The 23,004-nt window shown below is 44.8% G+C and carries 22 protein-coding genes and 1 tRNA gene; 15 read left to right on the plus strand and 8 right to left on the minus strand.

Going from position 1 to position 23,004, the window contains the following annotated elements; translation table 11 throughout:
• The 3 genes from BMX44_RS16795 to BMX44_RS07775 all read left to right on the plus strand — a co-directional run.
• Positions 1–633: phage major tropism determinant (locus BMX44_RS16795; protein ID WP_218143933.1), on the plus strand; the 633-nt coding region annotated here is incomplete at its 5' end.
• 4 nt (positions 634–637) lie between these two features.
• Positions 638–1,099 (plus strand): DUF4376 domain-containing protein, encoded by a 462-nt coding sequence (locus BMX44_RS07770; protein ID WP_090630818.1) that lies wholly within the window; start codon positions 638–640, stop codon positions 1,097–1,099.
• Positions 1,100–1,133: 34 nt separating this feature from the next.
• Positions 1,134–1,325: a hypothetical protein gene (locus BMX44_RS07775; protein ID WP_090630821.1), complete on the plus strand. Its 192-nt coding sequence runs from the start codon at positions 1,134–1,136 to the stop codon at positions 1,323–1,325.
• 80 nt (positions 1,326–1,405) lie between these two features.
• On the opposite strand, the gene BMX44_RS07780 is transcribed toward BMX44_RS07775, so the two are convergent.
• Positions 1,406–1,481, minus strand: a tRNA-Thr gene (locus tag BMX44_RS07780).
• A gap of 176 nt (positions 1,482–1,657) precedes the next feature.
• On the opposite strand from BMX44_RS07780, the gene BMX44_RS07785 reads away from it, so the two are divergent.
• On the plus strand, positions 1,658–2,674 hold the full coding sequence (locus tag BMX44_RS07785) for a metal-dependent hydrolase (protein ID WP_090630824.1): 1,017 nt from the start codon (positions 1,658–1,660) through the stop codon (positions 2,672–2,674).
• 23 nt (positions 2,675–2,697) lie between these two features.
• Here BMX44_RS07785 and BMX44_RS07790 read toward each other — a convergent pair whose 3' ends face one another.
• Positions 2,698–3,399 (minus strand): type 1 glutamine amidotransferase, encoded by a 702-nt coding sequence (locus BMX44_RS07790; protein ID WP_090630827.1) that lies wholly within the window; start codon positions 3,397–3,399, stop codon positions 2,698–2,700.
• Between the two features lie 193 nt (positions 3,400–3,592).
• Between BMX44_RS07790 and BMX44_RS07795 the strand changes: the two genes are divergently transcribed.
• The 9 genes from BMX44_RS07795 (at position 3,593) to BMX44_RS07835 (ending at position 13,737) form a co-directional block, all read left to right on the plus strand.
• On the plus strand, positions 3,593–4,981 hold the full coding sequence (locus tag BMX44_RS07795; protein ID WP_090630830.1) for a DUF2868 domain-containing protein: 1,389 nt from the start codon (positions 3,593–3,595) through the stop codon (positions 4,979–4,981).
• Between the two features lie 6 nt (positions 4,982–4,987).
• Entirely contained in the window at positions 4,988–6,397 is a 1,410-nt protein-coding gene (locus tag BMX44_RS07800) for a GTPase/DUF3482 domain-containing protein (protein ID WP_245738868.1), read from the plus strand.
• Between the two features lie 194 nt (positions 6,398–6,591).
• Positions 6,592–7,818 carry a type II secretion system F family protein gene (locus tag BMX44_RS07805; protein WP_090630835.1) on the plus strand — a complete coding sequence of 409 codons (1,227 nt, stop codon included), beginning with the start codon at positions 6,592–6,594 and terminating at the stop codon, positions 7,816–7,818.
• Positions 7,819–7,936: 118 nt separating this feature from the next.
• Positions 7,937–8,791: a prepilin peptidase gene (locus tag BMX44_RS07810; RefSeq protein ID WP_090630838.1), complete on the plus strand. Its 855-nt coding sequence runs from the start codon at positions 7,937–7,939 to the stop codon at positions 8,789–8,791.
• Between the two features lie 6 nt (positions 8,792–8,797).
• A complete protein-coding gene (coaE, locus tag BMX44_RS07815) occupies positions 8,798–9,394 on the plus strand; it encodes a dephospho-CoA kinase (RefSeq protein ID WP_090630841.1) in 597 nt (198 codons plus the stop codon).
• Between the two features lie 247 nt (positions 9,395–9,641).
• The gene (locus BMX44_RS07820) at positions 9,642–10,055 is read left to right on the plus strand and encodes a septal ring lytic transglycosylase RlpA family protein (protein ID WP_245738869.1); all 414 of its coding nucleotides are present in this window, start codon (positions 9,642–9,644) and stop codon (positions 10,053–10,055) included.
• A 99-nt stretch (positions 10,056–10,154) separates the two neighbouring features.
• Positions 10,155–11,318, plus strand: coding sequence for an acetylornithine deacetylase (gene argE / locus BMX44_RS07825; RefSeq protein ID WP_090630847.1), 1,164 nt, complete (start codon positions 10,155–10,157; stop codon positions 11,316–11,318).
• A gap of 135 nt (positions 11,319–11,453) precedes the next feature.
• Positions 11,454–12,998, plus strand: a complete 1,545-nt coding sequence (locus BMX44_RS07830) for an AbgT family transporter (RefSeq protein WP_218143934.1) — start codon at positions 11,454–11,456, stop codon at positions 12,996–12,998.
• A 412-nt stretch (positions 12,999–13,410) separates the two neighbouring features.
• A complete protein-coding gene (locus tag BMX44_RS07835; RefSeq protein WP_090630850.1) occupies positions 13,411–13,737 on the plus strand; it encodes a frataxin family protein in 327 nt (108 codons plus the stop codon).
• Positions 13,738–13,928: 191 nt separating this feature from the next.
• Here BMX44_RS07835 and BMX44_RS07840 read toward each other — a convergent pair whose 3' ends face one another.
• The 5 genes from BMX44_RS07840 to BMX44_RS07860 all read right to left on the minus strand — a co-directional run bounded on the left by BMX44_RS07840 (position 13,929) and on the right by BMX44_RS07860 (position 20,072).
• Complete coding sequence (locus tag BMX44_RS07840; protein ID WP_090630853.1) at positions 13,929–14,906, minus strand: tetratricopeptide repeat protein; 978 nt, start codon at positions 14,904–14,906, stop codon at positions 13,929–13,931.
• 88 nt (positions 14,907–14,994) lie between these two features.
• Positions 14,995–15,618, minus strand: a complete 624-nt coding sequence (locus BMX44_RS07845; protein ID WP_090630856.1) for a phage tail protein — start codon at positions 15,616–15,618, stop codon at positions 14,995–14,997.
• Between the two features lie 69 nt (positions 15,619–15,687).
• On the minus strand, positions 15,688–16,629 hold the full coding sequence (locus BMX44_RS07850; protein WP_090630859.1) for a hypothetical protein: 942 nt from the start codon (positions 16,627–16,629) through the stop codon (positions 15,688–15,690).
• 252 nt (positions 16,630–16,881) lie between these two features.
• Entirely contained in the window at positions 16,882–19,314 is a 2,433-nt protein-coding gene (locus tag BMX44_RS07855; RefSeq protein WP_090630862.1) for a spermine/spermidine synthase domain-containing protein, read from the minus strand.
• An 8-nt stretch (positions 19,315–19,322) separates the two neighbouring features.
• The gene (locus BMX44_RS07860; RefSeq protein WP_090630865.1) at positions 19,323–20,072 is read right to left on the minus strand and encodes a protein-L-isoaspartate(D-aspartate) O-methyltransferase; all 750 of its coding nucleotides are present in this window, start codon (positions 20,070–20,072) and stop codon (positions 19,323–19,325) included.
• A 407-nt stretch (positions 20,073–20,479) separates the two neighbouring features.
• Here BMX44_RS07860 and BMX44_RS07865 point away from each other — a divergent pair, with 407 nt between their 5' ends.
• Together BMX44_RS07865 and BMX44_RS07870 are read left to right on the plus strand one after the other, a co-directional pair.
• On the plus strand, positions 20,480–20,875 hold the full coding sequence (locus BMX44_RS07865; RefSeq protein ID WP_090630868.1) for a surface-adhesin E family protein: 396 nt from the start codon (positions 20,480–20,482) through the stop codon (positions 20,873–20,875).
• 616 nt (positions 20,876–21,491) lie between these two features.
• Positions 21,492–22,355: an HDOD domain-containing protein gene (locus BMX44_RS07870; RefSeq protein ID WP_177167706.1), complete on the plus strand. Its 864-nt coding sequence runs from the start codon at positions 21,492–21,494 to the stop codon at positions 22,353–22,355.
• A gap of 165 nt (positions 22,356–22,520) precedes the next feature.
• Here the strand turns inward: BMX44_RS07870 and BMX44_RS07875 are convergent, their stop codons facing one another.
• Entirely contained in the window at positions 22,521–23,003 is a 483-nt protein-coding gene (locus tag BMX44_RS07875) for a hypothetical protein (protein ID WP_090630871.1), read from the minus strand.
• Between the last annotated feature and the right edge of the window lies 1 nt (position 23,004).

Below are 23,004 nucleotides of genomic sequence, written 5' to 3' on the forward strand. Positions count from 1 at the left end.
GCTGACGAAATCGTGCTTAAAAACGCGATTGGTTCGTCATTCCTGGCTACTGGCGTATCGGAAACGCTTAACCCTGCCACCTCGGGTGTTAACGGACTGGATACCGGCTCGCTGACAACATCAAACTGGTATTACATTTGGGCGATATCCGATGGTGTGGTGAATACAAAGCTATTGCTGTCACTCAGCAATACCAATCCAACTATGCCATCAGGGTACACATACAAGGCGCTGATCGGTTGTTCAAACCGATCAGCGTCAAATTTCCTGAGTTTCGTACAAAGGGGAAATTACATTCGCTGCTACGGTACTGGTTGGGAAATATTTCAGATCGCCGTGGCCAATACGTTAAGTGCCAACCTTCCTGTTCCTCCAGTTATTACCAAGGAATGCGTAATATCGGTCGGTTTTGAAGGCTCTGTAGGTGAGGCCGCTTTGACTGTGACTGGTGATGACGGATCTGTCGTTGCGAAAATCACGTCAATCAATGGTGATAACCAGTCAATCACGAGAAAGGATTCGATAGAGTTTATGTATGTCCCGGTAACGCTTGGTAGTACGTTAGGCTGCTCATTAAGCCACAACACGGCTGGAACAACGTTTGCCGGCAGATTAGCAGGATTCAGGATATAAAGATATGGGATACGCAATTGCAGCAGATGGTATTAACTGGCGTCGTGTTGAATCGGAATCGGATCTACAGGCAGGCGAGACATTCAGTGAATCAATTCCTGAAACGCCTATTGATCATTATAAATTGCAAGCCGTGAGGCGCATTAGCACTGATTTTTTTGCCGAAATTAAGGATGGTTTTGTGACAACACAAACCGGCATCAAGATGGATTGCGACATAGCTGACATCCAGCGTTTCAAATCTGCCTACGATCTCGCTGAATTGAAAGGCCAGACAGAAATGCCGGTAATCGTTGATTACGATAACGTCGTGCATACCGATATTCCACTGACCGATGCGCTGGCAATGATCCTGGAATTGGGCGATCACTATCAAACGCAATACATCAAAAAACAAAATTTACGCGCACAGATTATGGACCCGCTGATAACAACGAAACCGGAAATTGACGCCATAGTCTGGTAGCAAGGTTTGTAAACACAAAGTAAGGAGAAAATGTATGTTTATTATTTTTGCCGTGGTTTTATTCACGTTGCTTGTTTATGGTTGTGGCGAAGCCATCACAAAATCAAAAAAGGATCGGCTTGATGCTGAGTGGGAGGCGGCTGAAGATGATTATCTCGCGCGCACTTTGAAACTAGAGCCCCAGTACGATCAATTGGGTGTGCCATCACCGCAAGATTTTGATTAACATCAATTCCGAATCTTGGTTACGTTTTGGCTACGTTACGCTTTAATTTCTGTCTTGATGTATCGTAAGTTATTGATTTATGGTGCTGTTGAGAGGAGTCGAACCTCCGACCTACTGATTACGAATCAGTTGCTCTACCAACTGAGCTACAACAGCTTTTCTGGCGTGCGTTTTAAATAATCCATTATTATAGTTGTTTGTGGTAGGGCGGGTAAATAGTTGATTTGCTTTTGTGCAGATTTTGCACGTATCTTCGTGTGTTATAACGTATATACTTACATTTTTAAGTCTCAGAATTAGAATTTTGTTATGTATCTACTCATTCATAGACGATGGATTTATTAACACAAGGGTTGCTTGGTGCAGGTATGGCACAGTCGGGAGCGCGGCGTGATGACGTGCGTCTAGCTGCGGGCGTGGGTTTTTTTGCCGGATTAATTGCTGATGCGGATATCTTGATCCGGTCAGAGAACGATCCTTTGCTGAATATCGAGTTTCACCGGCATTTCACGCATTCCATTTTTTTTATTCCATTTGGCGCGTTAATCGCGACTTTGCTGTTATGGCCATTTTTACGCAAGCGTTTGCCGTTTGCGCGTATTTATTTGTTTGCGTTTCTTGGGTACTGTCTAAGTGGGGTGCTTGACGCGTTTACCAGTTATGGTACGCATTTGTTGTGGCCGCTTAGTGATGCGCGCATAGCGCTCAATATGATTTCGGTTATTGATCCGGTGTTTACTTTAATTCTTCTGACTGCGGTTGTGGTCGCTTTCAGGAAATATGCAGTTACTGCGGCGCGTGTCGGATTGTTGCTGGCGGCGGTTTATTTGTCGTTTGGCTGGATGCAGTTGCAGCGTGCAGAAAGCATCGCTGAAAAGCTGGCGGTTGAAAGAGGACATACGATCGAGCGTCTGCTGGTCAAGCCGACTCTGGCAAATCTGGTGCTGTGGCGTTCGATTTATCAGTTCGATGGGCAGTTGTATGTCGATGCGGTGCGCGTTGGACTGTTTTCTGATGTGCGAGTTTATCCTGGAGATTCAATTGAATTGTTTGACTTTTCACGTGATATGCGTGAATTGCCGGTTTCATCCGTTCTGGCTGGCGATATTGAACGGTTCACGCATTTTTCTGATGGTCTGGTGGCTCTCTGGACTGGGCAGCCAGAGCATGCTGAGGTGTTGATTGATGTGCGATATTCCAATCTTCCCATGACGCTGGCGCCACTCTGGGGTATCGAGATAGACATGGCGCAGCCTGAACAACACGCTAAATATACGCTATACCGTGATGCTTCCGGTGAAACGAGGAAAAAATTCATGTCGTTGCTGATGGGACAGGATCTGGACTGAAATCCATATCAGTCTGGTACGTGCTATTTTAAAGCCGTGATCCACTTTGCGTACAGCCGGTCGGCAATATTATTGAGCTTTATTACACGCTCAGTCAGATTTTTTTCCATCTCCGCTGGAGACTGGACAGTCGGCTCATCCATTTGAATGATTTCCTGGAAATTGACATCGCTCCAGTCTTTAACCATGCGCTCGGTCATTTCAACATGGCACTGCATACCCAGGTGAATACCGATGGCAAAGGCCTGGTTTTCGCAGTGTGGGCTGGAAAGAATACAAGTGGCTCCTTCTGGCAAACTGAAGGTTTCACCATGCCAGTGGAAGGTTTCAAATTCTGATATATCATTGAACCACGCACGAGCTACCGGGTTTTGCGCTACCTGGACGTCGCCCCAGCCCATTTCCTTGCGAGCATTCTGTGTAACAACACCGCCAAGGGCCTTGGCTATTAGCTGACCACCCAGACAATGTCCCAGAACGGGTTTCTCCCGTGCCACTGCCTGCCGGATTAAGTTCAGCGTTGGCTCAATCCAGGGTAAATCATCATTGACACTCATCGGGCCGCCCATAAAAACCAATCCGCTGTACGGTTCCGCATCAATCGGCATTTCTGTGCCTGCATCGATTTTTATCAATTCCCACGGAATATGATTGTTGTCGAGAAATGTGGCAAAATAGCCGGGCCCTTCTATGGGCAGATATCTGAAAATGGCAACTGGCTTCATGAAGTGTTCGATAACTATGAGTCTAAAAATTTAGTCCATATGTGTGATGGGTACCGTCATCTTATTTTCTTCTGATAATGTCTGTCAATTTTATGCCGGTTTGCTGATTCCTTGCATTTGTACGGTCGCTAAAATTTATGGTTGATCAATAGTCATAACCGGTTTTTTTATTTGCTGTTATTTTTTTTATTCGATGTCAGTCAAAAAAAATTCATTCGATGATCTGGTGCGTGTTGAACAGATGCGCACCATAGAAGCTGTAAAATCCGAAGAGCTGTCCTACGCTGGTGTGGCGGATATAAGAAGCCAATCTATGGCGGATTTCAAATATGCCGATTTTACGCAAAGGCTGACCACACGTGCAAACACTCTGATTCGTGATAACGAGCTGGGTGAGGCAATCGCAAAACCGCGCCAACAATTCAGACGCGCTGGTCTGGTTTGTCTGATCATTGCTGCGATTCTGGGTTGTCTGGCCGCAGGGAATGCTGTCAGTGCGTCGCAAACATTGAATATCTACTGGTTGCTTTCGGTGCTGCTGGGTTTTCATTTGTTGTCGCTGATTTTGTGGACGACCGGCATTGTATTGAATTTGCAGGGACTGAGCAGTGGTGTTGCAGCGCAACTGGCTGGCTGGTGGCCTTTTCGAAAAAAAGAAAAGGATACTACGGAATCACTGGCAAGGCTTGCCTGGTGGGAGAGCTGCCTGACTGGCATTATTGGAAAGTGGCGTGTCAGTGTACTTACTCATCAATTCTGGCTGACTTATCTGGCTGCAGGACTTGTATTGCTGGTCTTGCTTATGTTGGCCAAGCAATATAATTTTATCTGGGGCACCACGTTGCTACCCGAACACAGCTTGCCCCGACTGACGGAATCATTAGGCAAGCCACTGGTCTTGATAGGTTTTGAGATACCTGACAGCCAACAGATTGCTGCAAGCAGGATGGGAATAGTAGAGCAGGATGCAGAAACACGCAGCGCATGGGCGCGGTTTTTAATTGGCGTGCTGTTGATTTACGGTCTGTTTCCTCGTTTGTTGCTGCTTGTTTTATCAGCATTAATGCTGAAGTGGTCTGAACGCCGGTTCAAATTGGATTTGTATCTGCCATATTACATCGATTTGCGCCAGCGCCTGATGACGCGTAAAGACAGCCCTAAAATTATCGATGCCGATCCGCTGGCGAATAAGAAACCGGCAGAAGTAAACTATGACACGGTTAACAACACAGTCCCGGATCAGCAGGCATTTGCAGTTGGTATTGAACTCGACGAAAAAATTGTCTGGCCTGGTTCGGTGGTTTGCCACCTGAATATTGTTGACCAGCAAACACAAGCGGAAGCGCTTCAACTGGTTAAATCACTGAATGGATCTCTACTCATTGGTGTTGCTGCGCATCGTTTGCCAGACCGGGGCATTCAGCGTATCGTCAATGATTTACTTGCTGCTACCCGATGTAGCCCCTGGCTGGTGCTGCTGAATAAAAATCCGGCTTTACCCGTCGCTCAAAGTCGGGAACAGGCCTGGTTTCGTCTGGCGCAGGCTTGCGGAATTCCTGCCGAGCAGGTTATTACTCAGTAAATGATCATGGAAAACCCCTCACATCGCCTGTTAAATATTGCTGTCGTCGGGCATACCAACACCGGTAAAACATCATTAATTCGCACTATGTTGCGCAGCGCTGAATTCGGCGAGATAGAAGATGCAGCCGGAACCACACGTCATGTGGAACAGGCCACGATTACGGCGGGTGATTTGCCTGTTCTGAACCTGCATGATACGCCTGGACTGGAAGACACACATGCATTGTATGCGCATTTGAAAAAAATGAGTGGTAAGTCCAGATCGGTTGCGCCTGTGAATATTCTCGAGGAATTCGTCACGAATATCTCCATGCACGATCCACTGGAACAGGAAGCAAAAGTCATTCGTCAGGTTCTACGCAGTGATGTTTTACTCTATGTCATTGATGTACGTGAGCCTTTTCTGGAAAAATATCGTGTAGAACTGGAGATACTTACGCGGTCGTCAAAACCGATCATTCCGGTTTTTAACTTCATTGCTGAGCACAGGCAGGAGCTGAATCACTGGCGAGAACAACTAGCCGCCTACAATATCCATACAACACTTGAATTTGATACAGTTGCTTTTACGTTTGAAGCTGAGAAACGTTTATATCAGAAAATTCAAACGCTGGTCGAAACACAATACGACACGCTGCAAAAACTGATCGACTATCGCGCCAAAGTCTGGAAACAGCTTTGCCTGTCTGGCGCAAAACGTATTGCAGAATTGATTGTCAGTGTGGCCAGCTACCGAGAAAGCAAGAATGTCAGGCCGGGCCACATTGCTGAATCGTTGAATGAAGACAGACTGCACGATTACGTCAGGAAATCTGAACAAAACTGTCTTAAAGATTTGCTGTCAATTTTTAATTTTTCAGAAAAAGACGTTGCAATCCAGAAAATTCCGGTTAGCAACGGCCAATGGAAACTGGACATTTTTGCGCCTGGGATCATGAAAGCGTATGGCCTCGATGTCGGTAGTGCGGCAGCAAAGGGTGCGGCAGCGGGTGCAGGTATTGATCTGATGGTCGGTGGTTTAAGCCTGGGTGCTGCAAGTGCACTAGGTGCTCTCGCGGGTGCAGGGTGGTCTACTTTCAAGCGTTATGGCGATGAAATCAAAGCGTCAGTGCGAGGCACGCAATGGCTCTGTGTCGATGAGAATACATTGCAGGTATTGTATCTGCGTCAAAAGCAGTTATTGGAAAAACTGATGCATCGGGGGCATGCCGCTTACGACATGATGCAGGTTGATACGCCGGAAAAAATCAAGCTGCCTGAAGGTTGGTCGAATCTTATCAGTACGCTTCGCCAGAATCCTGCGTGGCATGAGGCTTCAACATCCCGCAATAACAATAAACAATATCTGGAAATAGAGTCCAAATTGATTGCGGGTATTTTACACAATGAAGTGGAGCCGACTGCAAAGCGCTGACGTATTCCGTTTGACCCGGCCGCGCACGATTTTCATAGCAGCGAGACGTACGTATCCAGTGCTGAAGTATTTCCCGGGTCGGTTTATCTCTAAGTTATCGTGGTATCGTGCCGTATATACTGCCATCTATTGAAACGAAAATAGTCAGTTATCCTCAGCTGATTAATTCGAATTCCCAATATTAAGGAGTAAATATGGGCGCTGTTACAGCACGTACAGATAAAAAGGTCAAAGAAGTCAATTTTTCCTGGGAAGGGAAGGACAAAACCGGCAAACAGATCAAAGGTGAAATGCGTGCCGCCGGTTCTGTTGTCGTTACATCGGCATTGCGCCGTCAAGGTATCAAGGTTACAAAAATCAAGAAAGTCAATGAATCGGGTGGAAAAATAACGGACAAGGATATCACCCTATTTACACGGCAGCTAGCGACCATGATGAAATCCGGTGTGCCATTGCTGCAGGCCTTTGATATCGTTGGCAAGGGGCATGATAATCCGGCAATGAGAAAACTACTGCTGGATATTAAAACCGATGTAGAAACCGGAAACAATTTAGCCGATGCATTTCGCAAATATCCGCTGTATTTCGATAATCTGTTTTGTAATCTTGTCGGTGCCGGCGAAGCGGCGGGTATTCTCGATACTTTGCTTGATCGTCTGGCGACATATAAAGAAAAAATCCAAGCCATCAAGGGAAAAATCAAATCCGCACTTTTTTATCCGCTGTCGATTATTGTTGTGGCTTTCATCATTACTGCGATCATGATGATTTTTGTAATTCCGTCATTCAAAGATTTGTTTGATAATTTCGGTGCGGATTTGCCAGGACCAACATTATTTGTTATGACGATCTCAGACTATTTTGTTGAATACTGGTGGGCGATATTCGGTTCAATCGGGGGCAGTATTTATGCATTCTTTTATGCCTGGAAGCGTTCAGCCGCCATGCAACGGGTTATTGACCGATTGATGCTCAGATTGCCCATATTCGGTAATGTTATTCGCAAGGCGACAATTGCCCGGTGGTCACGGACGCTGTCAACCATGTTTGCAGCCGGGGTGCCACTTGTTGAATCGCTCGATTCGGTTGCTGGTGCTGCGGGTAATTATGTCTACTATGAGGCAACTAAGAAAATTCAGGTTGAAGTGAGTATAGGTAATTCCCTGACATCGTCTATGGCGGGTACTGAATTATTTCCTCATATGGTGTTGCAAATGGTCGCTATTGGTGAAGAGGCGGGGTCACTGGATTCCATGTTGAGTAAAATTGCTGATTTTTATGAAGCTGAAGTGGACGATGCTGTTGAAGCGCTATCAAGCCTGATGGAGCCGATGATTATGGTGGTGCTGGGAACATTGATTGGTGGTATGGTTGTTGCTATGTATCTGCCAATCTTTAAAATGGGTATGGCAGTTGGTTAAGTGCTGGAAACCGGTTGTCATACAAGTCACCGCAGATTGGTGCCAGTTTGTGATTAGCGGGTAACTTTTTGTGTTGGATAAACTTTATCGCGCCACCTAACATTCATTTTTATTGCCCATGATCGTACAAATACAGGAGTCCGCTTCATTATTGATCACTCTGACCGCCGTTTTGGGTTTGATGGTCGGCAGTTTTCTGAATGTGGTTATTTATCGTCTGCCCAAGATGATTGAAAGAAGCTGGCAACTACAATGTGCGGAATTCCGGGGAGAGCAGATTGAAGCTGGTCCTGCTTTCAATCTGGCCACCCCTCGTTCGAATTGTCCACATTGCCAGCACAAGCTTGCATTCTGGGAAAATATACCTGTCCTTAGCTATTTATTTTTGCAGGGACGCTGTTCGGAGTGTCGTTCGCCGATATCCATGCGTTATCCCATGATTGAAGTATTCACTGGTGTAATCAGCGGTTTTGTCGCATGGCATTTTGGCTGGGGCTGGCAGATGGTCGCAGCTCTTTTTTTTGTATGGTCGCTTATTGCATTGGCTGCCATTGATATTGACACCCACTTGTTGCCCGACGATATTACATTACCGTTATTGTGGCTGGGTATACTGGTTAATATGCAAAACGGATTTACTAATCTCCAGTCGGCAGTGATAGGTGCGGTTGCAGGATATTTGTCGTTGTGGGTGGTATTCTGGATTTTCAAACTAATCACGGGTAAGGAAGGTATGGGGTTTGGTGACTTCAAACTGCTGGCAGCTATCGGTGCATGGCTTGGTTGGAGCATTTTGCCGCTGGTGATTCTGATTTCATCACTTGTTGGGGCTATTGTAGGTGTTGGTTTAATCATAGCCGCGAAGCTTAACAAAGACGTTATGATTCCTTTTGGTCCATATCTGGCCGGCGGCGCACTTATTGCATTATTCTGGGGACAGGAAATCAATCACGCATATTTTGGTCTATTCTAATTTTTCATGTTTGTCATAGGTTTGACTGGTGGCATTGGTAGTGGTAAATCCACAGCGGGTGAGATTTTCGCAGAGCTGGGTGTTGATGTCATCGATACTGATCAAATTTCACGTCTGCTGACGAAATCCGGCGGCTCTGCTATTCCAGCAATATGCGATTTGTTTGGTGATGCCTATATTACCGAAAATGGTGCACTTGACCGGGAGAAAATGCGCCAGCTGATTTTTTCTGATGGCGCTGACCGTCAAAAACTGGAACAACTGTTGCATCCGCTTATTCTCGCTGAAGTTTCTTCTCATATTCAACGATCCCTCTCGCAATATGTGATTGTTGTTGTTCCCTTGTTATTTGAAACCGGAGACTATGATCACCTGGTTCAGCGCATTCTAGTTATTGACTGCGATGAACAATTACAGGTGACTCGAACCATGGCGCGCAGTCAATTGAGTGCTGCGGATGTCAGGGCTGTTATGGCGACTCAGGTTGAACGCCAGTTCCGTCTAAAAAAAGCGGATGATATTGTTCGTAATAACCGGGATATCGGCCATCTTAGAGCACAGATTGTCCGGCTTCATCATTTTTATCTTACTCTGGCGACATAATTCATCACAGAATTTACTTGATCTTGGGGCGAAACCTGTAGTAAAAGAAGCGCATAACAAACAGTAACTATGTTGATTGATGTGCGGAGAGCATTTCTCAATGAAGATGAACCTAAATCAAATTTTAAATTGTCGAGTGCTGTCATGGCGCCCGGAAAGCAATAATAACCAAAGTTTTTTTTCAATCAGTTTATTGATTCTAATTGCGGTTTTTTTTTCAGGTTGTACGCAACCCTTGAAGGCACCGATGCCGAGAACCACAGCGATCAAAGCGCCTTCTCCAACCAATGCGCCTTATAATCGTTCCTATACTGTCAGAGGCATAACCTATCATCCGATGCGTTCTGCTGTTGGATACAGTGAGCGTGGAATTGCCTCCTGGTATGGATCTGAGTCCGGTAACCGTACCGCAATGGGCGTCCGATTTAATCCTCAGGGATTGACCGCAGCGCATAAAACGCTGCCGCTGCCAACAAAAGTCCGTGTAACCAATTTGAGAAACGGACGATCGGTGGACGTAGTGGTCAATGATCGTGGGCCGTTCAAGAGGAACCGCTTGATTGATTTATCTCATGGCGCGGCAAAAAGAATAGGACTGGATAAACAAGGGCTCGGAAAAGTAAAAGTAGAATACCTGGAAACCCTTGCAAACAATCCCTGACCGCTGTTCTAAGATTGCATTTTTAATTGAGCTGAAATAATCATGAAGGCGTAGTTTCAAGGACAGTGCTTACGGCATAACTGAAAGTCGATAACGATTATGAAAAAAAGCACACCTGATCTTATGACCATGCTGCATCAGCTCATCGCCCTGCCATCCATGAGCAGTGTTAATCCCGCATTTGACACTAGCAATCGCGCAGTGGTCGATTTATTGGCAACCTGGCTCGAAGCCATTGGTTTTACGATAGATGTCATGCCATTGACTGAGCAGCCGCATAAAGCCAATCTTGTGGCAACTATTGGGCCTGTTCAGGGAAAGACGATGCCTCACGGATTGATGCTGGCCGGTCATACCGACACAGTTCCTTGCGAAGAAAAGTTTTGGCGGTTTAACCCCTTTCAGTTGACAGAGCAGGATAATCGTTTGTATGGACTTGGTACGGCCGATATGAAAGGCTTTTTCGCTCTGGTTATCGAGGCATTTAGACAATTTGATGCCACCCGATTTAAACAGCCACTGGTCATTCTGGCAACAGCCGATGAAGAGAGCTCAATGGAAGGGGCTGCCATGCTGGCGCAGAAACCACTGCCGGCGCGTTATGCTGTTATTGGCGAACCTACAGGACTCAGACCGGTCAACGCTCATAAAGGCATGATTATGAACGGTATCCGGCTGATCGGACGTGGTGGACATTCCAGTAATCCGGCACTGGGTTTGAATGCAATGGAACCCATGCATCTGGTACTTGGAGAATTATTGCGCTGGCGAGACGATTTGCAGAGTCGCTATCAGGATAAACGATTCACTATTCCGGTACCGACCTTGAATCTTGGCCATATTCATGGCGGTGATAATCCCAACCGTATCTGTGACCAATGTGAGGTTCATTTCGATATCCGTTTGTTGCCAGATATGGACATTCAATCGGTTCATCATGAGTTGAATTCACGCTTAAAGACCCTGCTCGCGAATACGGAGATACAATGGGAGTTATTTCCGTTAAAACAGGGTACGCCTCCAATGCTGACGCCCAAAGAGTCGCCAATTGTCAAAAGCTGTGAACAGTACACTCATGCTGAATCACATGCTGTTGCATTCTGTACCGAAGGTCCCTACCTGACACAGCTTGGCATTGAAACTGTCATCCTGGGTCCAGGTAATATCGCCCAGGCACATCAGCCCAATGAATATCTTGAATTGTCTAACATCCGGCCATGCGTGGATATTCTGACTGATTTGATTGCAGAGTACTGCCTGTAGCAAACATAAGCTGATTAGTGCCCAGAACTGTCTTGTTTTATTAACAGTTTGTCATATACAAGGTCTGTAGATAAACAACTGGTGGCCTGAACTGTTGGCGAGCCAGAGATTCAAAAATGATAACAAAGGATAGGCATGCCCGAGGATATGCAAAAGAAAAAACTTGGCTTTTCCGTCCGTATGCTTGAAGCCGTCGAACGGGCAGGCAACAGGTTGCCCGATCCGGCAATCCTGTTTGTAGGATTGCTGCTTACTATCTGGCTATTGTCGTGGCTGTTTTCGTACATATCGTTCGATGTCATTGACCCACGTACTGAAGACCCGCTCGTTATCCATAACCAGTTGTCTGGTGCAGCATTAACCGAATTTCTGTCGGTTATGGTGACAAATTTTTCGCACTTTCATCCGGTAGGTGTGGTGCTTGTGGCAATGATGGGAATTGGTGTTGCTGAACACACTGGTTTCATCAATTCTGCATTACGGGCTTTGTTAAGCGTTACATCCAAACGTTTTCTGACCCCCATGGTCATTTGCGCTGGCATCATCAGTCATTCCGCTGTCGATGCAGGCTACGTGCTAGTCATACCGCTGGGCGGTGTCATATTTTATGCTGCAGGAAGGCACCCGTTGACCGGGATAGCTGCTGCCTTTGCAGGCGTTTCAGGTGGTTTTTCAGCAAATTTCTTACCTTCATCGCTTGATCCGTTATTGCAGGGTCTGTCGCAGGCAGGAGCCCGGATTCTTGATCCCGATGTTGTGTTGAATCCGCTCAACAATTATTTTTTTACATCTGCTTCTTCCGTTTTGATTGTCGGGCTTGGATGGTATGTGACTGAGAAGATCGTTGAGCCACGCCTGCGGCATATCGAATATGCCGGCGATTCTGGCGGGCTTACCGATATGCGGGCACTGCAACCTGCAGAACACAAAGGTTTGCGTGCAGCCGGATTAATTTTTCTGTTGAGCATTGCTGTCTTTATCGCTACAGCCTGGCCGTCCGATTCGTCATGGCGGGATGCCTCGGGCGATCTTACATCCGGCTCTGCCCCGATCATGCGTTCCATTGTTTCATTGATTTTCCTGATGTTTGTTATACCGGGTTGTGTTTATGGAATTGTGGCTGGTACGGTGAAGAGCGCCAAAGATATCATTGATGGAATGACAAAAGCCATGCATCAGATGGCTTATTATCTTGTCATCATGTTTTTTATAGCCCAGTTTGTATATGCATTTGGACAGTCGAATCTTGGTGTTCTGCTTGCTTTGCAAGGTGGGGCAGTATTAAAAGCCTTGGCATTGCCGTCGACGATTACCATTATCGGCGTAGTTCTGATTACTGGATTCATCAATCTGTTTGTAGGTTCATCCAGTGCAAAATGGGGATTGCTTGCACCGATTTTTGTGCCGATGATGATGCAACTCGGTATTTCGCCTGATTTGACACAAGCTGCGTACCGTATCGGTGATTCAAGCACCAATATCATTACGCCGTTGCTGCCGTATTTCCCACTCGTGGTTGTGTACTGCCAACGCTACGTTAAACACGCAGGAATTGGAACAGTAACAGCGATGATGCTTCCATATTCAATAGCTTTTCTTGTAATGTGGACGCTATTTTTGTTGTTGTATGCGTTTGTGGGCCTGCCGCTTGGTGTTCAAGCAAGTTATGTTTATCCTTAGCAGTGTCCGCTCGTCTTATCCGTTATTTTATCTATTATGGTCCAAGATATTAAACCGTTTACACTTTTTTAAGGATTTGGAGGGTAGGTATGAGTATTGACTAGTTTCAAAGCTTAGAAAGCTGTCCTGGTTTGTATGGGGGTGCTTTTAAAGATTATCGTATAAAAAATGGCGGTGTTGAGTAGTCCGGATTTTTAATTTGGTACAAAGCAACGACGATGATCGGACATCACATTGTGAATTTACTGAAATAAAAATTGGACTGAAATAAAAAGTGGATGTTAAGATGAAAATGTAATGTGTGCTGAGTGAATTTATGTCTGTTTCGGACAAGCAGTTGTGGTTATATCGTTCTTTAAATGTGCTGGCACACGTTGTGACAATTCTTAACAAAGGATGAGGAGGAACGAGTATGAAAAGAGTATTTTGGATACTGTTGTTTGTTACTTTAGCTTTCTTTATGGTGGGCTGTGCTGATCAGGACTCAGCGGAAAGTATGGGCGAGTCGATTGATCAGACCATTGAAGATACTAAAGAAGCCTTGAGTGACGCCACTGACGAGGTTGACAGCAAACTGGACACTGCTGCTGAAGATACAAAAGAGGCCATGGATAGCGCCATGGAGGGGGCAGACGAGACAATGGAAGAGCTGGGAGATGCGCTCGAAGACGCCGGTGATGAAGTTGAAGATGCCAGTGATGACATCGAGGAAAAAGCAAGATCCAGCGGTGGATATTAAGAAGTCAATTCAAACGGCTTGCGTTATTCCAAATTGGCGGACAGCGTAAGCTTCAGTTGTCTCAGTTTAAGCCGGTAATCGCTCCGACATTGCCTTTACGGCGTGGAACCGTTACCGGTTTAAACGGTTAACAGGCTAGCTATCGAAAATGCACCATCGTCTGAGAGGCTGTCTTATCAACAGAAATGTTCTTATGGATGAAACGTTGCGAGATGCTGGTTAAGTTTCTGATCGAGATCAATTTTCCAGCTTTCCGGCATGATCCGTACGACTTTTTTGAGCATTTTTCCTGCATTTTTTAATTCAGTCCGGTTTTTCGATACCTGAATAGTTGCTGACAGCCATAAATAGGCTTTTGCCAGATTCTCTGCGACTGGCATTTGTGTCTTTTCAGATACTGGTGCATTGAAATAAAGTCGGGCGGTTGGAAAATAGGCGGTTATGTATCCCCGGCCTGCTGCAGTTTCAAACCATTTCAACGCAGTTGCATGATCCTTTGAGTAATTCAGAAAGACATTACCAAGATAGTAAAAGGCTTCCAGGGACCCTCTCTCAGCTGCGTAATTGAACCAGACAATGGCTTGCTTCGGATCGTGAACTGCTGCGTTACCAGATAAATAAATCTGTCCCATTTTTAGTTGCGCAGGAATAGAGCCCGCCAACGCAACTTGTCTGCACTGTTCCAAAGCGTGTTGAGGATTCTTTGTTTTGTCCTTTCCCTGCATCATTAATTCTGCGGCAGAGCACAAGGAAATATGATGGCCAAGTTCAGCCGCTTTCAAATACCAACGCAAGGCAGCGGCATAATCAACGGGCTGGTGCACTCCATTTTGCAGACATTCCGCCATAAAGTGGCTGGCTGTCGGAATCTCGCCTTTTGCCGCTTTTTCATACCAGTAACAGGCAATTCTGGGATCAGCTTCTACGCTCCAGCCGTTTTGATGGAATAGGCCCAGGGAAAATTGAGCCAGTGGGTTGTTTTGATGTTGTGCGTGGTAAAAGAATGATTGGTACGCTGATTCGTACTCGCCTCTTGCCAGTTGCTGTTGCGCTTCAGCCAGTACTGTGGCCGGGGACTGCTGGGCAAACAGACCTGAAGTCCAGATTAGTCCGATACAAATTTTAAAGATAGAGATAAAAATATTCGATGTTTTTAACACCTGGGACATTAAATACCGGTTATATGTATATATATATCAATCACAGGAACTGCCGGTTTTAGAACCGGCAGCTGCGTTTTATTGTACAGTTGTCATTTTAGTTGCGGGAAGGGTAAAAGCCCTGCAAGGCTATGATCCAATTCATCGCGATATATGGCGATCTGTTTTCATGGCTTTCATCACCGCCAAAAGAATTGATTGTGACGGCCCCAGGATTCATGGCGACATCGGGCGCAGTATTTGAATAGAGGTTCTGGCGACCATCCGTTGCCCAGACATTATTAACTGGGGAGCCAGTGCTGACGTTACCACTTTGTGCGTGAACAGTAGCGGTAGGTGTAATAACCGGAAGCTGTGACTGGGTTAATGTAACGGACTCAGCGCCACCTTTTTCTCCAAGTGTGTAATTAGACAGTCCCGTTCCATGTCCTGCACCGATGATTGTGCGCCCTCGAGTATCCGGTAGCGCAAATGTTGTGCGTCCGTCACCTCCATATGTTGTTCCCAATATTGAAAAAAGTGCCTGATTCTCGGAGATGGGCATTATCTGTCCATTTGCCAGAGCCCATCCGCGAGGTGCGAAATTTCCAGCAAAAACACACATACTTCCAAGCATGGGATCGCTGCTGCATGCTTGTGCTTTGTTACTGGCCAGAATACCCAGCAACAGTGAAATAGAAAAAGCAATTAACAGTGCTGAACGAAAGATATGCGATACCATGAAATACTCCTTTCTAGTTTTATAAAAAAGTGTTCATTCATTGCCAGTCAACTTAATTGACCACGATTATTATTTGATCCTGCGTTTACAAATGAAGCCAAGCAGACCTGTACTAAGTAATAATAATAGGGTTGGTTCCGAAATCGGTGTAGGCGGTGGACTTGTATTATTTGCCGAAGAGAATGAAACGGTGGCATCCATTGAGGCGGAATAACTGGAACCGGCTGCGGAGGCACTACCTTCAATCAAATGAAAGAGATGAAAATCGAAAATATCGCCCGGGTTAAGCGTTACAGTATGCTGAAAAATGTCAGCATCATTAAGCAGACCACCAAAATCGCCCGTGCGGTTGCCACTATTAAACCGATTACCAAAAACAGTATCTGATTCAATATCCGAGAAAAACAATTCGTTTGTGGCAATGGAGGGGCCGTCATAAAGTATGATTTCCGACGCAGCAAAGGCATCTGCTCCGCTGGTGTTTACGCGGTTATCAAAATCCAGCGAAATGGTGACTTGCATAATATCTGTGGCTGACAAATTTTCCAGGCCAAAGAAAAGGTCGTATATGTTTTCGGGTGTTTCCGCGCTGGTGCCAGAAAAACTTCCATTAACGTTTGAATGTATTTCCCAACTATCGTTTGTGTCTGTGAGTATGCCTTCAAGCGGATTTACACCTGACAAAATGGAGATGTCGTCAATCGCTGTTATGACGGAAGTTCCTCCAATTGTCTGTACCAGGCTGCCGCTGTGAGTAGCGTTACCAATGGTTGCATCTGAATTGGTTTCATCAAAACTGAGTCCATTGGCAAAAGCGTTTGTATTCAGTGCATTTGTGCGGGTTGAAATTCGTAAATCTGATGATATTGGCGCGGCAGTTGCCGTATTAATACAGTATGTGAACACCAGTAAACAGACAGCAATAGTTAGAACCAGGTGCCGCTTAGATAAAAATAATCGGTGTCTTTGCAGTTGCAGATTTAGATCAGAGGAACCGAATTTGGCCAGCATAACTGAACTCCCTTTTAAAAATTTTGGCGTATAGTGTTAGCTTAACAAAATCCTATATTTAGCAAACGGGACGGCTCGATTATAGTGATTCGATGTAAGCAGTGCAAACTTCATAAAATAGAGCGCTTGTAAAAAACAATCCTGTCGTTTTTTGCTGTGAACTGAGTAAGTATTTATGTCAGAAGACTTATAGAATAATCTGGCATGTTGAGTGGATTAGTATTTAGTCAAATATCAATAGAGGAACTGCGCCTAACTGCGTTGTATCGGAAAACTCGCCCAAGCCAGGCTATATAGCACTAAAGCGAGTACAATCACCGCATTAAACCCAATTGAAATTGCCAGCAAAGTTGCCAGCACGGCGCTCACAACTGAAGCACACCCGTTGATTCCCCATGCCCAGGGAATCATTTCCGGGGCGATGTCGCCTAGCTTTGCCAGAGCCAGTGGAAATGGCATTCCCATCAAAAAAGCAAGCGGTGCGACCAAACTGACAGTCAGAATAATCTTGTGTAGCATGGTTAATGACTGGTAGGTTGAGAAAATCGATTGTAAAAAAGCCATGTATAGAAAGCCAAGTACAACAATGCCAATTACTGCCAAGGTGATTGCAGATTGATAAAGACCGGACTGGATTAATCGCTGGGAAAATCCGCTACCCAATCCGGCAAACATCAGAAAAGCTGTCAGTATGATCGCTACGGCATACAGTGGATGATGCAGAAACAGAATAAATTTTTGAATAAAAGCGATTTCAATAAATAAGAATGCCAGTCCGATGGCTGAAAAATATATGATTACGCGGTTTCTGCTGATTGCAGTAGTGACTGGCGATGCTGTCATGATTGTTTTTTTTAAAAAAAACAGGGGCAGCAATATCAAAATAGTGCTGGCAACGAGCGCTTGAGAAAGTGTTGCAATCAGTACCAGATACCCACCCTCAAGGAGGGGCAGTCCACCGCTGTTGCGCAGCGAGATAATTTCAGTCAATACGGACCATTTGAAAAAGTGAAAGAAATAAGGGCGATCATCAGTTGCTGGTTCCAGTGCAAACTTGTAGCGTTCGAAAAAATCCTTGCGTTCATTGCTAATGATTGCATTTGCAGCCTGAAAAAAATAGGATTCCGCCAGCTGATTAAACTGGTTGGTTTCGTTGGGGGTGATGCCGGGATACCAGTCAAGATCAAAAGAGCGCGCATTGCAAAACGTTTTTAGTGCCTCAATTTCTTCAAATGTGAACGGGCGGTTTTTGATCAGTAAAGTACCGGTTTGCCAACTGCGAAGAAATACTAATTGGTTGCCAGGGTTCATTGCACCTGAATTAACCAGAGCATCAACAGCGGTCGCTAGCAGCTTAAGGTTGTCACGAGGCGGCAGCTTTATCCAGCGTGTGATTGCCAGATAACCGTCGGGCTGCAATCTTTTTAACATATCTTGCAGCGACTCGACGGTATAAAGATAGCTTTCATTTAATGCATACAAACCCGCCGAAGAAGCCGCAAACGAATCCAGTAATGCAATTTCGATCAGGTCATAATGTTTTTGTGTTTCACTGATAAATCCGCGCGCCTCTCCTTGATAAAGCTGTACTGTGTCGCCACTCAGCAAGTGGCCGGTAAATTCGGCATAATCTTCATGCATCAGTCGGATAAGTTGCGGATTTAATTCCACAGCATCAATTTGCTGTGCGTGGTGATACCGTGCCTGTAAAATGCTGCTGCCACCGCCAGCACCCAGAATCAGCACTTTGTCCAGCTGTGCAAGGTGGTAGGGTGCAGCCGATGTTGTCTGGTCTAAATAAGCATAATCGGCAGGATTTCCAGTCTCGCGTGTTATGGCAGTCAAGCCGCCTCCATCGGTAAAAACACCGATTTGCTCGGGTGGTTCGGTTTTTGCATTCAGGCTTAATCCTGGCGCATGTCGCAACGGAATGATGTCGTTTTGCACGATTGAAAGCAGGCCCAGCGGGCTGGAGTGCTCACTGATGATTTCGGTACCCTGGATGCGTTGCATTTGGACCAGTTCTTTGTAGGGAGACAACCGCAATTCGCTGTTATGGTGCATGATTATTATTGTGATACCTATCATTAACGATACAGTATAAACTGTGTTTCGTTGCTGAAATCCTAGCTCCCATGCGGCCAGAACCAGTGCTCCCAGTCCAATGCAGCCAATAATAAAAAGCGCTTGCAACGGCGTGGCTACGAACAGTAATAACACAATTCCCAGACTGCCCAGTCCTGCGCCCATTAAATCAAATGCATAAAGACTTGCAATGCGCCAATGAAAGCAGGTTAATGCCAGTGCAATTGCATTGGCGGCAAAGAAAAAAGGAAGAGCGAGTAACAGGTAGATACCAAGCAGCCGAAGCGGTTGCCAATGGTCCCAAAGAATTTCGTCAGGATTGAAAGGTATTGACTGCGCCAGCAAAAAACAGCTGATGCTGCTAAGGACGAACAGCATGATATTAATAAGAAAAACATGGGAAAACTTTTTGCTGAAAGAGCCCTGAAAAATCGAGATAAACGTGCCGCTTGCGCCAAACCCCAGTAATGCCAGGCTGATGATCATGTAGGCAAAATGATGCCACTGAATAATAGAAAACAGCCGCATCAGCAGAATCTCATATCCGAGTATGGCGGATGACAGCAGCGCTATTGTAAGAAACGGTGGCCGGATTTTCATCGAATAAATCAATGTTTACCTGTTAACGGTACAAAAGCAACAGGCAATAATTGCTGCGTGCGGACTTTGCCTTCTTTCGATTTTTCTACCAGTAACAGTTCTTGAACCATAAACCGTGAGCCTACTGGAATCAGCATGCGACCACCGGGTTTCAACTGTTTGATCAGTGGAGGTGGTATGTGGCTGGCGGCAGCTGTGACGATTATTGCATCAAACGGAGCATGTTCTTCCCAGCCGTAGTACCCGTCGCCGATTTTAAGCGTGATATTGTCGTAACCAAGTCTCTGTAGACGCGCCTGCGCCTCTTTGCCCAATGGCTCAATAATTTCTATACTGTATGCTTTGCTGACCAATTCAGCAAGTACCGCAATCTGGTAACCTGAACCGGTGCCGATTTCAAGGATACTGTCATTTTTACCAACATGCAGTAAATTAGTCATTATGGCCACAATGTAGGGCTGTGAGATAGTTTGTCCGTGACCAATCGGCAATGGCCGGTTGTCGTATGCGCTGTGCTGCAATTTTTTTGGTACAAATTCGTGGCGAGGCACCGTATTGAGTGCCCTAATGACATTCTCATCAAGCTTTTTTTTTGCCAGATTACCATATCCGGTCCGGACTTCCGCTTCGATGATTTCTATCATTTTTGCTCTTTTAACTGCAAAAGGATCTTTGGCGAAGACATCGCGTGAGGCCAAGATAGAAAGGAAAAGTGTCAGCCAAAGTAGAAAAAACTGTTTGAGATTAAGGTAATTCATAAATCAAATCCCTCATGAAAAGATGTGGTAATTTGTTGTATGGGACGCGGGATGCTTTATACAATCCACAACAGCAGGAGCTGTTAGTAGTTTTTTTGCATGCTGTTACATGATCTTCAGTACAATAAAAACAATTGATGCTTGCTTTAAACATGTAAGAATGACCGAATATTTTCTCCTGCCCTGTTTAATAGAATATCAATAAAAATATATTTTTATCAGTTTGTTGTTGTGGTTTTGTTGAAAAAAAACGTTTTCTGGAAAATGCATAATGCGCTGATAATTTGCGTTAGCGTAGTGATAATGTAAGAATCTCTATATGGACGGATAGTTTAATCTGATAAAACCAGTAGATTAGACTCCTGTTCAAGTCGAAGATTTAGGTGTGTTCCAAACATATACCGGCTATGAAAAAAATATTAATAATTTTGATGCTTGCACTGATAGCCTCACCTGTATGGGCAGAGTGGACTCAGATTGCAGAAAGCAATGATAAGGGCGCTTTTGTTGTATATGCAGATTTAACCTCGGCCCAGAGAGCTGGAGGAAGAGTCAAAATGTGGGTTTTGTATGACTATGAATCTGAACAAAGGGCATCCGGCACCAATTTTTTATCTAAAAAAATACGTCGAGACTATAATTGCAGAGAAGCTGGCATAAGAACGCTTGCTTTTTCATTATTCAGCTGGAATATGGAGAAAGGAGAATTGCTACGCTCCTATAATCAGCCCCAGCAGTGGAAACGTGTGCAGCCGGATAGTATGAAAGAAGTTGAATGGACTGTTGCTTGCGCCGAACCATAATTTATATGTGACAAAGCTACTGAATTGTGCTGTTCTGGCGGTAGAAAATTTTCGGTTAGATTCGTAGCTGCGAAAAAACAGCTGTTAACAAATTTAAAGAACCATATTTTCATTGGCGATATCTGTTTTTTCAGTGTCAATATATTTGGTTCTTACAGTTGATGTGCCACTTAATTGCCTTGTAAAAACGAACAAATAATGGTTTGTGCATTTTGATCGTGTAAATTTCTAGCAATAACGGCAATACTGGTGTATTAGTTATTCAGGTGCTGGTATTCAAATTGGAAGCCGACAGGCTGCTGCAATAATCTGTTCCCCTCCGTTTTAAACAGCAGGTAAGACCTCGGTTTTATTAAACAATAATACCTGCTTTTACTCTGTACATTCTATGGTTACCATCTGAGCGCTAAACGCAGCATGCAAAATTGGCTTTGTCATATTGCGCTCGGGATATATTGTTAACAGCATGCTAAAGATTGAGCCGGGATTTACGATAAAAAAACAATACGGATTTCATGGTTTTGACAGATCTAAATTGTTCAGAATTTAAATTTATATCTGAAAGCTTAGGAGAACATAGGGGAAGGTGAAAGTTTTGAATGTACATAATAGACAGGTGCTCAATGAAAATCTACGCGAGACACTGCAGCAAACAGAATTAATTCCCCCACTTCCGGAAACGGCCAGTAAAATTCTAATGCTTCGTAATAAACCGGATGCACACTTGGATGAGTTGGTCGGTGTAATCGAAAGCGACCCTTCTCTAGCGGCTTTTGTCATGAAATATGCACGGATGGCTATATTTGGGTACGGTGATCGAATAACTTCTGTAACGCATGCTATCTCCCTGGTGCTTGGTTATACAACGACATTAAACGTGACCTTAAGTGTTGCCGCGTCTGGCTCGCTCAAAATGCCGAATTACGGGCCGCTCGGTCGTGTTTGCCTCTGGAGAGACGCGCTTTTGTGTGCTCAATTATGTCGTCAAATAGCAAGGGTTATTGATAAAAAACATTGTATAAATTCTGAACTTGCTTATCTGGGTGGATTGCTTCATAACTTTGGCTACCTGATGTTTGCGCATTTTTGTCCTAAAGAGTTTGCGAGTCTTAATGAGTTGATAGGACAAAACCCAAATCAGGATATCAGGCCGCTTGAAATTCAGCATTTTGGCATCACACATGACCTCATCGGTCTTTATCTGCTAAAGGCCTGGTGTCTGCCTGAGGAGGTAATTATGATGGCGGCCAAACATCATTATCCGGACAGTGTTGGCAAGCATGTAAACTACGTAAAACTTGTTGCCACGACTAATAGGCTGTTACACAAAGATGGTGTGCCTGATGCCTGCGAGCATATTGAAACGTCAGCAATGTTGGATGAACTAGGTATCAACGAAGCTGATGCAGAAATGGAACTTGAAAAAGTTGTGGAATGCCGTTCCGAACTGGAAGAACTGGCTCGTGGCCTTATGGCTTGAACTTCTGAACATCCATTCAATACAACAACGATCTGTTTCGCACCCGGTTAAGTGGCGTATTATAATATTAAAAACGATTGATATCCGGTCACAAGGATATTCATTTACAAACAGAACCACAGAAATTTTTAAAATCGAATGCGCAGGTCTTCATTCAGACATCCGTTAATTCCTGGTAAATTCAAGTAAGTCAGAAACAAGTTTATGAAATACTTTTTTCGGATCATTTTCATCAGCTGAAGTGGTCTTCCCGGCTCCTGAAGAAGTGTTTGTAGATTGCTCGGATGCGGCACAGGTCTCATCTGTAATGGTACGGCAAAAGTCGCAATATTTATTCCAGGCTGTGTTATAGCTGAGCAGTTGTTTCTGCGGAATAAAAACTCTTAATACCTCGAAATTATGCTGCATTTCGGGCAAACGGGAACATAAATACTGATTGACATTTTCCGGCCAGCGAATATGTTTGGGGTACATAGTTGCCAATTCGGTCTCAATAGTATTACGGAAATTTTCAATTGCTTCCTCGCGGCGTTTGCGGTTGACTATTTCAACAGCTATGGCAACCAAACCAACGAAACCAAATAAGAAAAACGGCCATAGTGGTACGGTTTCAAAATATTTGGAAATTTGATCAATAAAATCTTCCAAG

It is taken from the genome of Nitrosomonas marina (assembly GCF_900110145.1).
Taxonomy (GTDB): domain Bacteria; phylum Pseudomonadota; class Gammaproteobacteria; order Burkholderiales; family Nitrosomonadaceae; genus Nitrosomonas; species Nitrosomonas marina.

Excerpts from the sequence above, each read along its gene's own strand:
- BMX44_RS07770 (WP_090630818.1), top strand. The coding sequence starts at position 638 with ATGGGATACGCAATTGCAGCAGATGGTATTAACTGGCGTCGTGTTGAA.
- BMX44_RS07775 (WP_090630821.1), top strand. The coding sequence starts at position 1,134 with ATGTTTATTATTTTTGCCGTGGTTTTATTCACGTTGCTTGTTTATGGT.
- BMX44_RS07785 (WP_090630824.1), top strand. The coding sequence starts at position 1,658 with ATGGATTTATTAACACAAGGGTTGCTTGGTGCAGGTATGGCACAGTCG.
- BMX44_RS07790 (WP_090630827.1), bottom strand. The coding sequence starts at position 3,399 with ATGAAGCCAGTTGCCATTTTCAGATATCTGCCCATAGAAGGGCCCGGC.
- BMX44_RS07795 (WP_090630830.1), top strand. The coding sequence starts at position 3,593 with ATGTCAGTCAAAAAAAATTCATTCGATGATCTGGTGCGTGTTGAACAG.
- BMX44_RS07800 (WP_245738868.1), top strand. The coding sequence starts at position 4,988 with ATGGAAAACCCCTCACATCGCCTGTTAAATATTGCTGTCGTCGGGCAT.
- BMX44_RS07805 (WP_090630835.1), top strand. The coding sequence starts at position 6,592 with ATGGGCGCTGTTACAGCACGTACAGATAAAAAGGTCAAAGAAGTCAAT.
- BMX44_RS07810 (WP_090630838.1), top strand. The coding sequence starts at position 7,937 with ATGATCGTACAAATACAGGAGTCCGCTTCATTATTGATCACTCTGACC.
- coaE (WP_090630841.1), top strand. The coding sequence starts at position 8,798 with ATGTTTGTCATAGGTTTGACTGGTGGCATTGGTAGTGGTAAATCCACA.
- BMX44_RS07820 (WP_245738869.1), top strand. The coding sequence starts at position 9,642 with ATGCCGAGAACCACAGCGATCAAAGCGCCTTCTCCAACCAATGCGCCT.
- argE (WP_090630847.1), top strand. The coding sequence starts at position 10,155 with ATGAAAAAAAGCACACCTGATCTTATGACCATGCTGCATCAGCTCATC.
- BMX44_RS07830 (WP_218143934.1), top strand. The coding sequence starts at position 11,454 with ATGCCCGAGGATATGCAAAAGAAAAAACTTGGCTTTTCCGTCCGTATG.
- BMX44_RS07835 (WP_090630850.1), top strand. The coding sequence starts at position 13,411 with ATGAAAAGAGTATTTTGGATACTGTTGTTTGTTACTTTAGCTTTCTTT.
- BMX44_RS07840 (WP_090630853.1), bottom strand. The coding sequence starts at position 14,906 with ATGTCCCAGGTGTTAAAAACATCGAATATTTTTATCTCTATCTTTAAA.
- BMX44_RS07845 (WP_090630856.1), bottom strand. The coding sequence starts at position 15,618 with ATGGTATCGCATATCTTTCGTTCAGCACTGTTAATTGCTTTTTCTATT.
- BMX44_RS07850 (WP_090630859.1), bottom strand. The coding sequence starts at position 16,629 with ATGCTGGCCAAATTCGGTTCCTCTGATCTAAATCTGCAACTGCAAAGA.
- BMX44_RS07855 (WP_090630862.1), bottom strand. The coding sequence starts at position 19,314 with ATGAAAATCCGGCCACCGTTTCTTACAATAGCGCTGCTGTCATCCGCC.
- BMX44_RS07860 (WP_090630865.1), bottom strand. The coding sequence starts at position 20,072 with ATGAATTACCTTAATCTCAAACAGTTTTTTCTACTTTGGCTGACACTT.
- BMX44_RS07865 (WP_090630868.1), top strand. The coding sequence starts at position 20,480 with ATGAAAAAAATATTAATAATTTTGATGCTTGCACTGATAGCCTCACCT.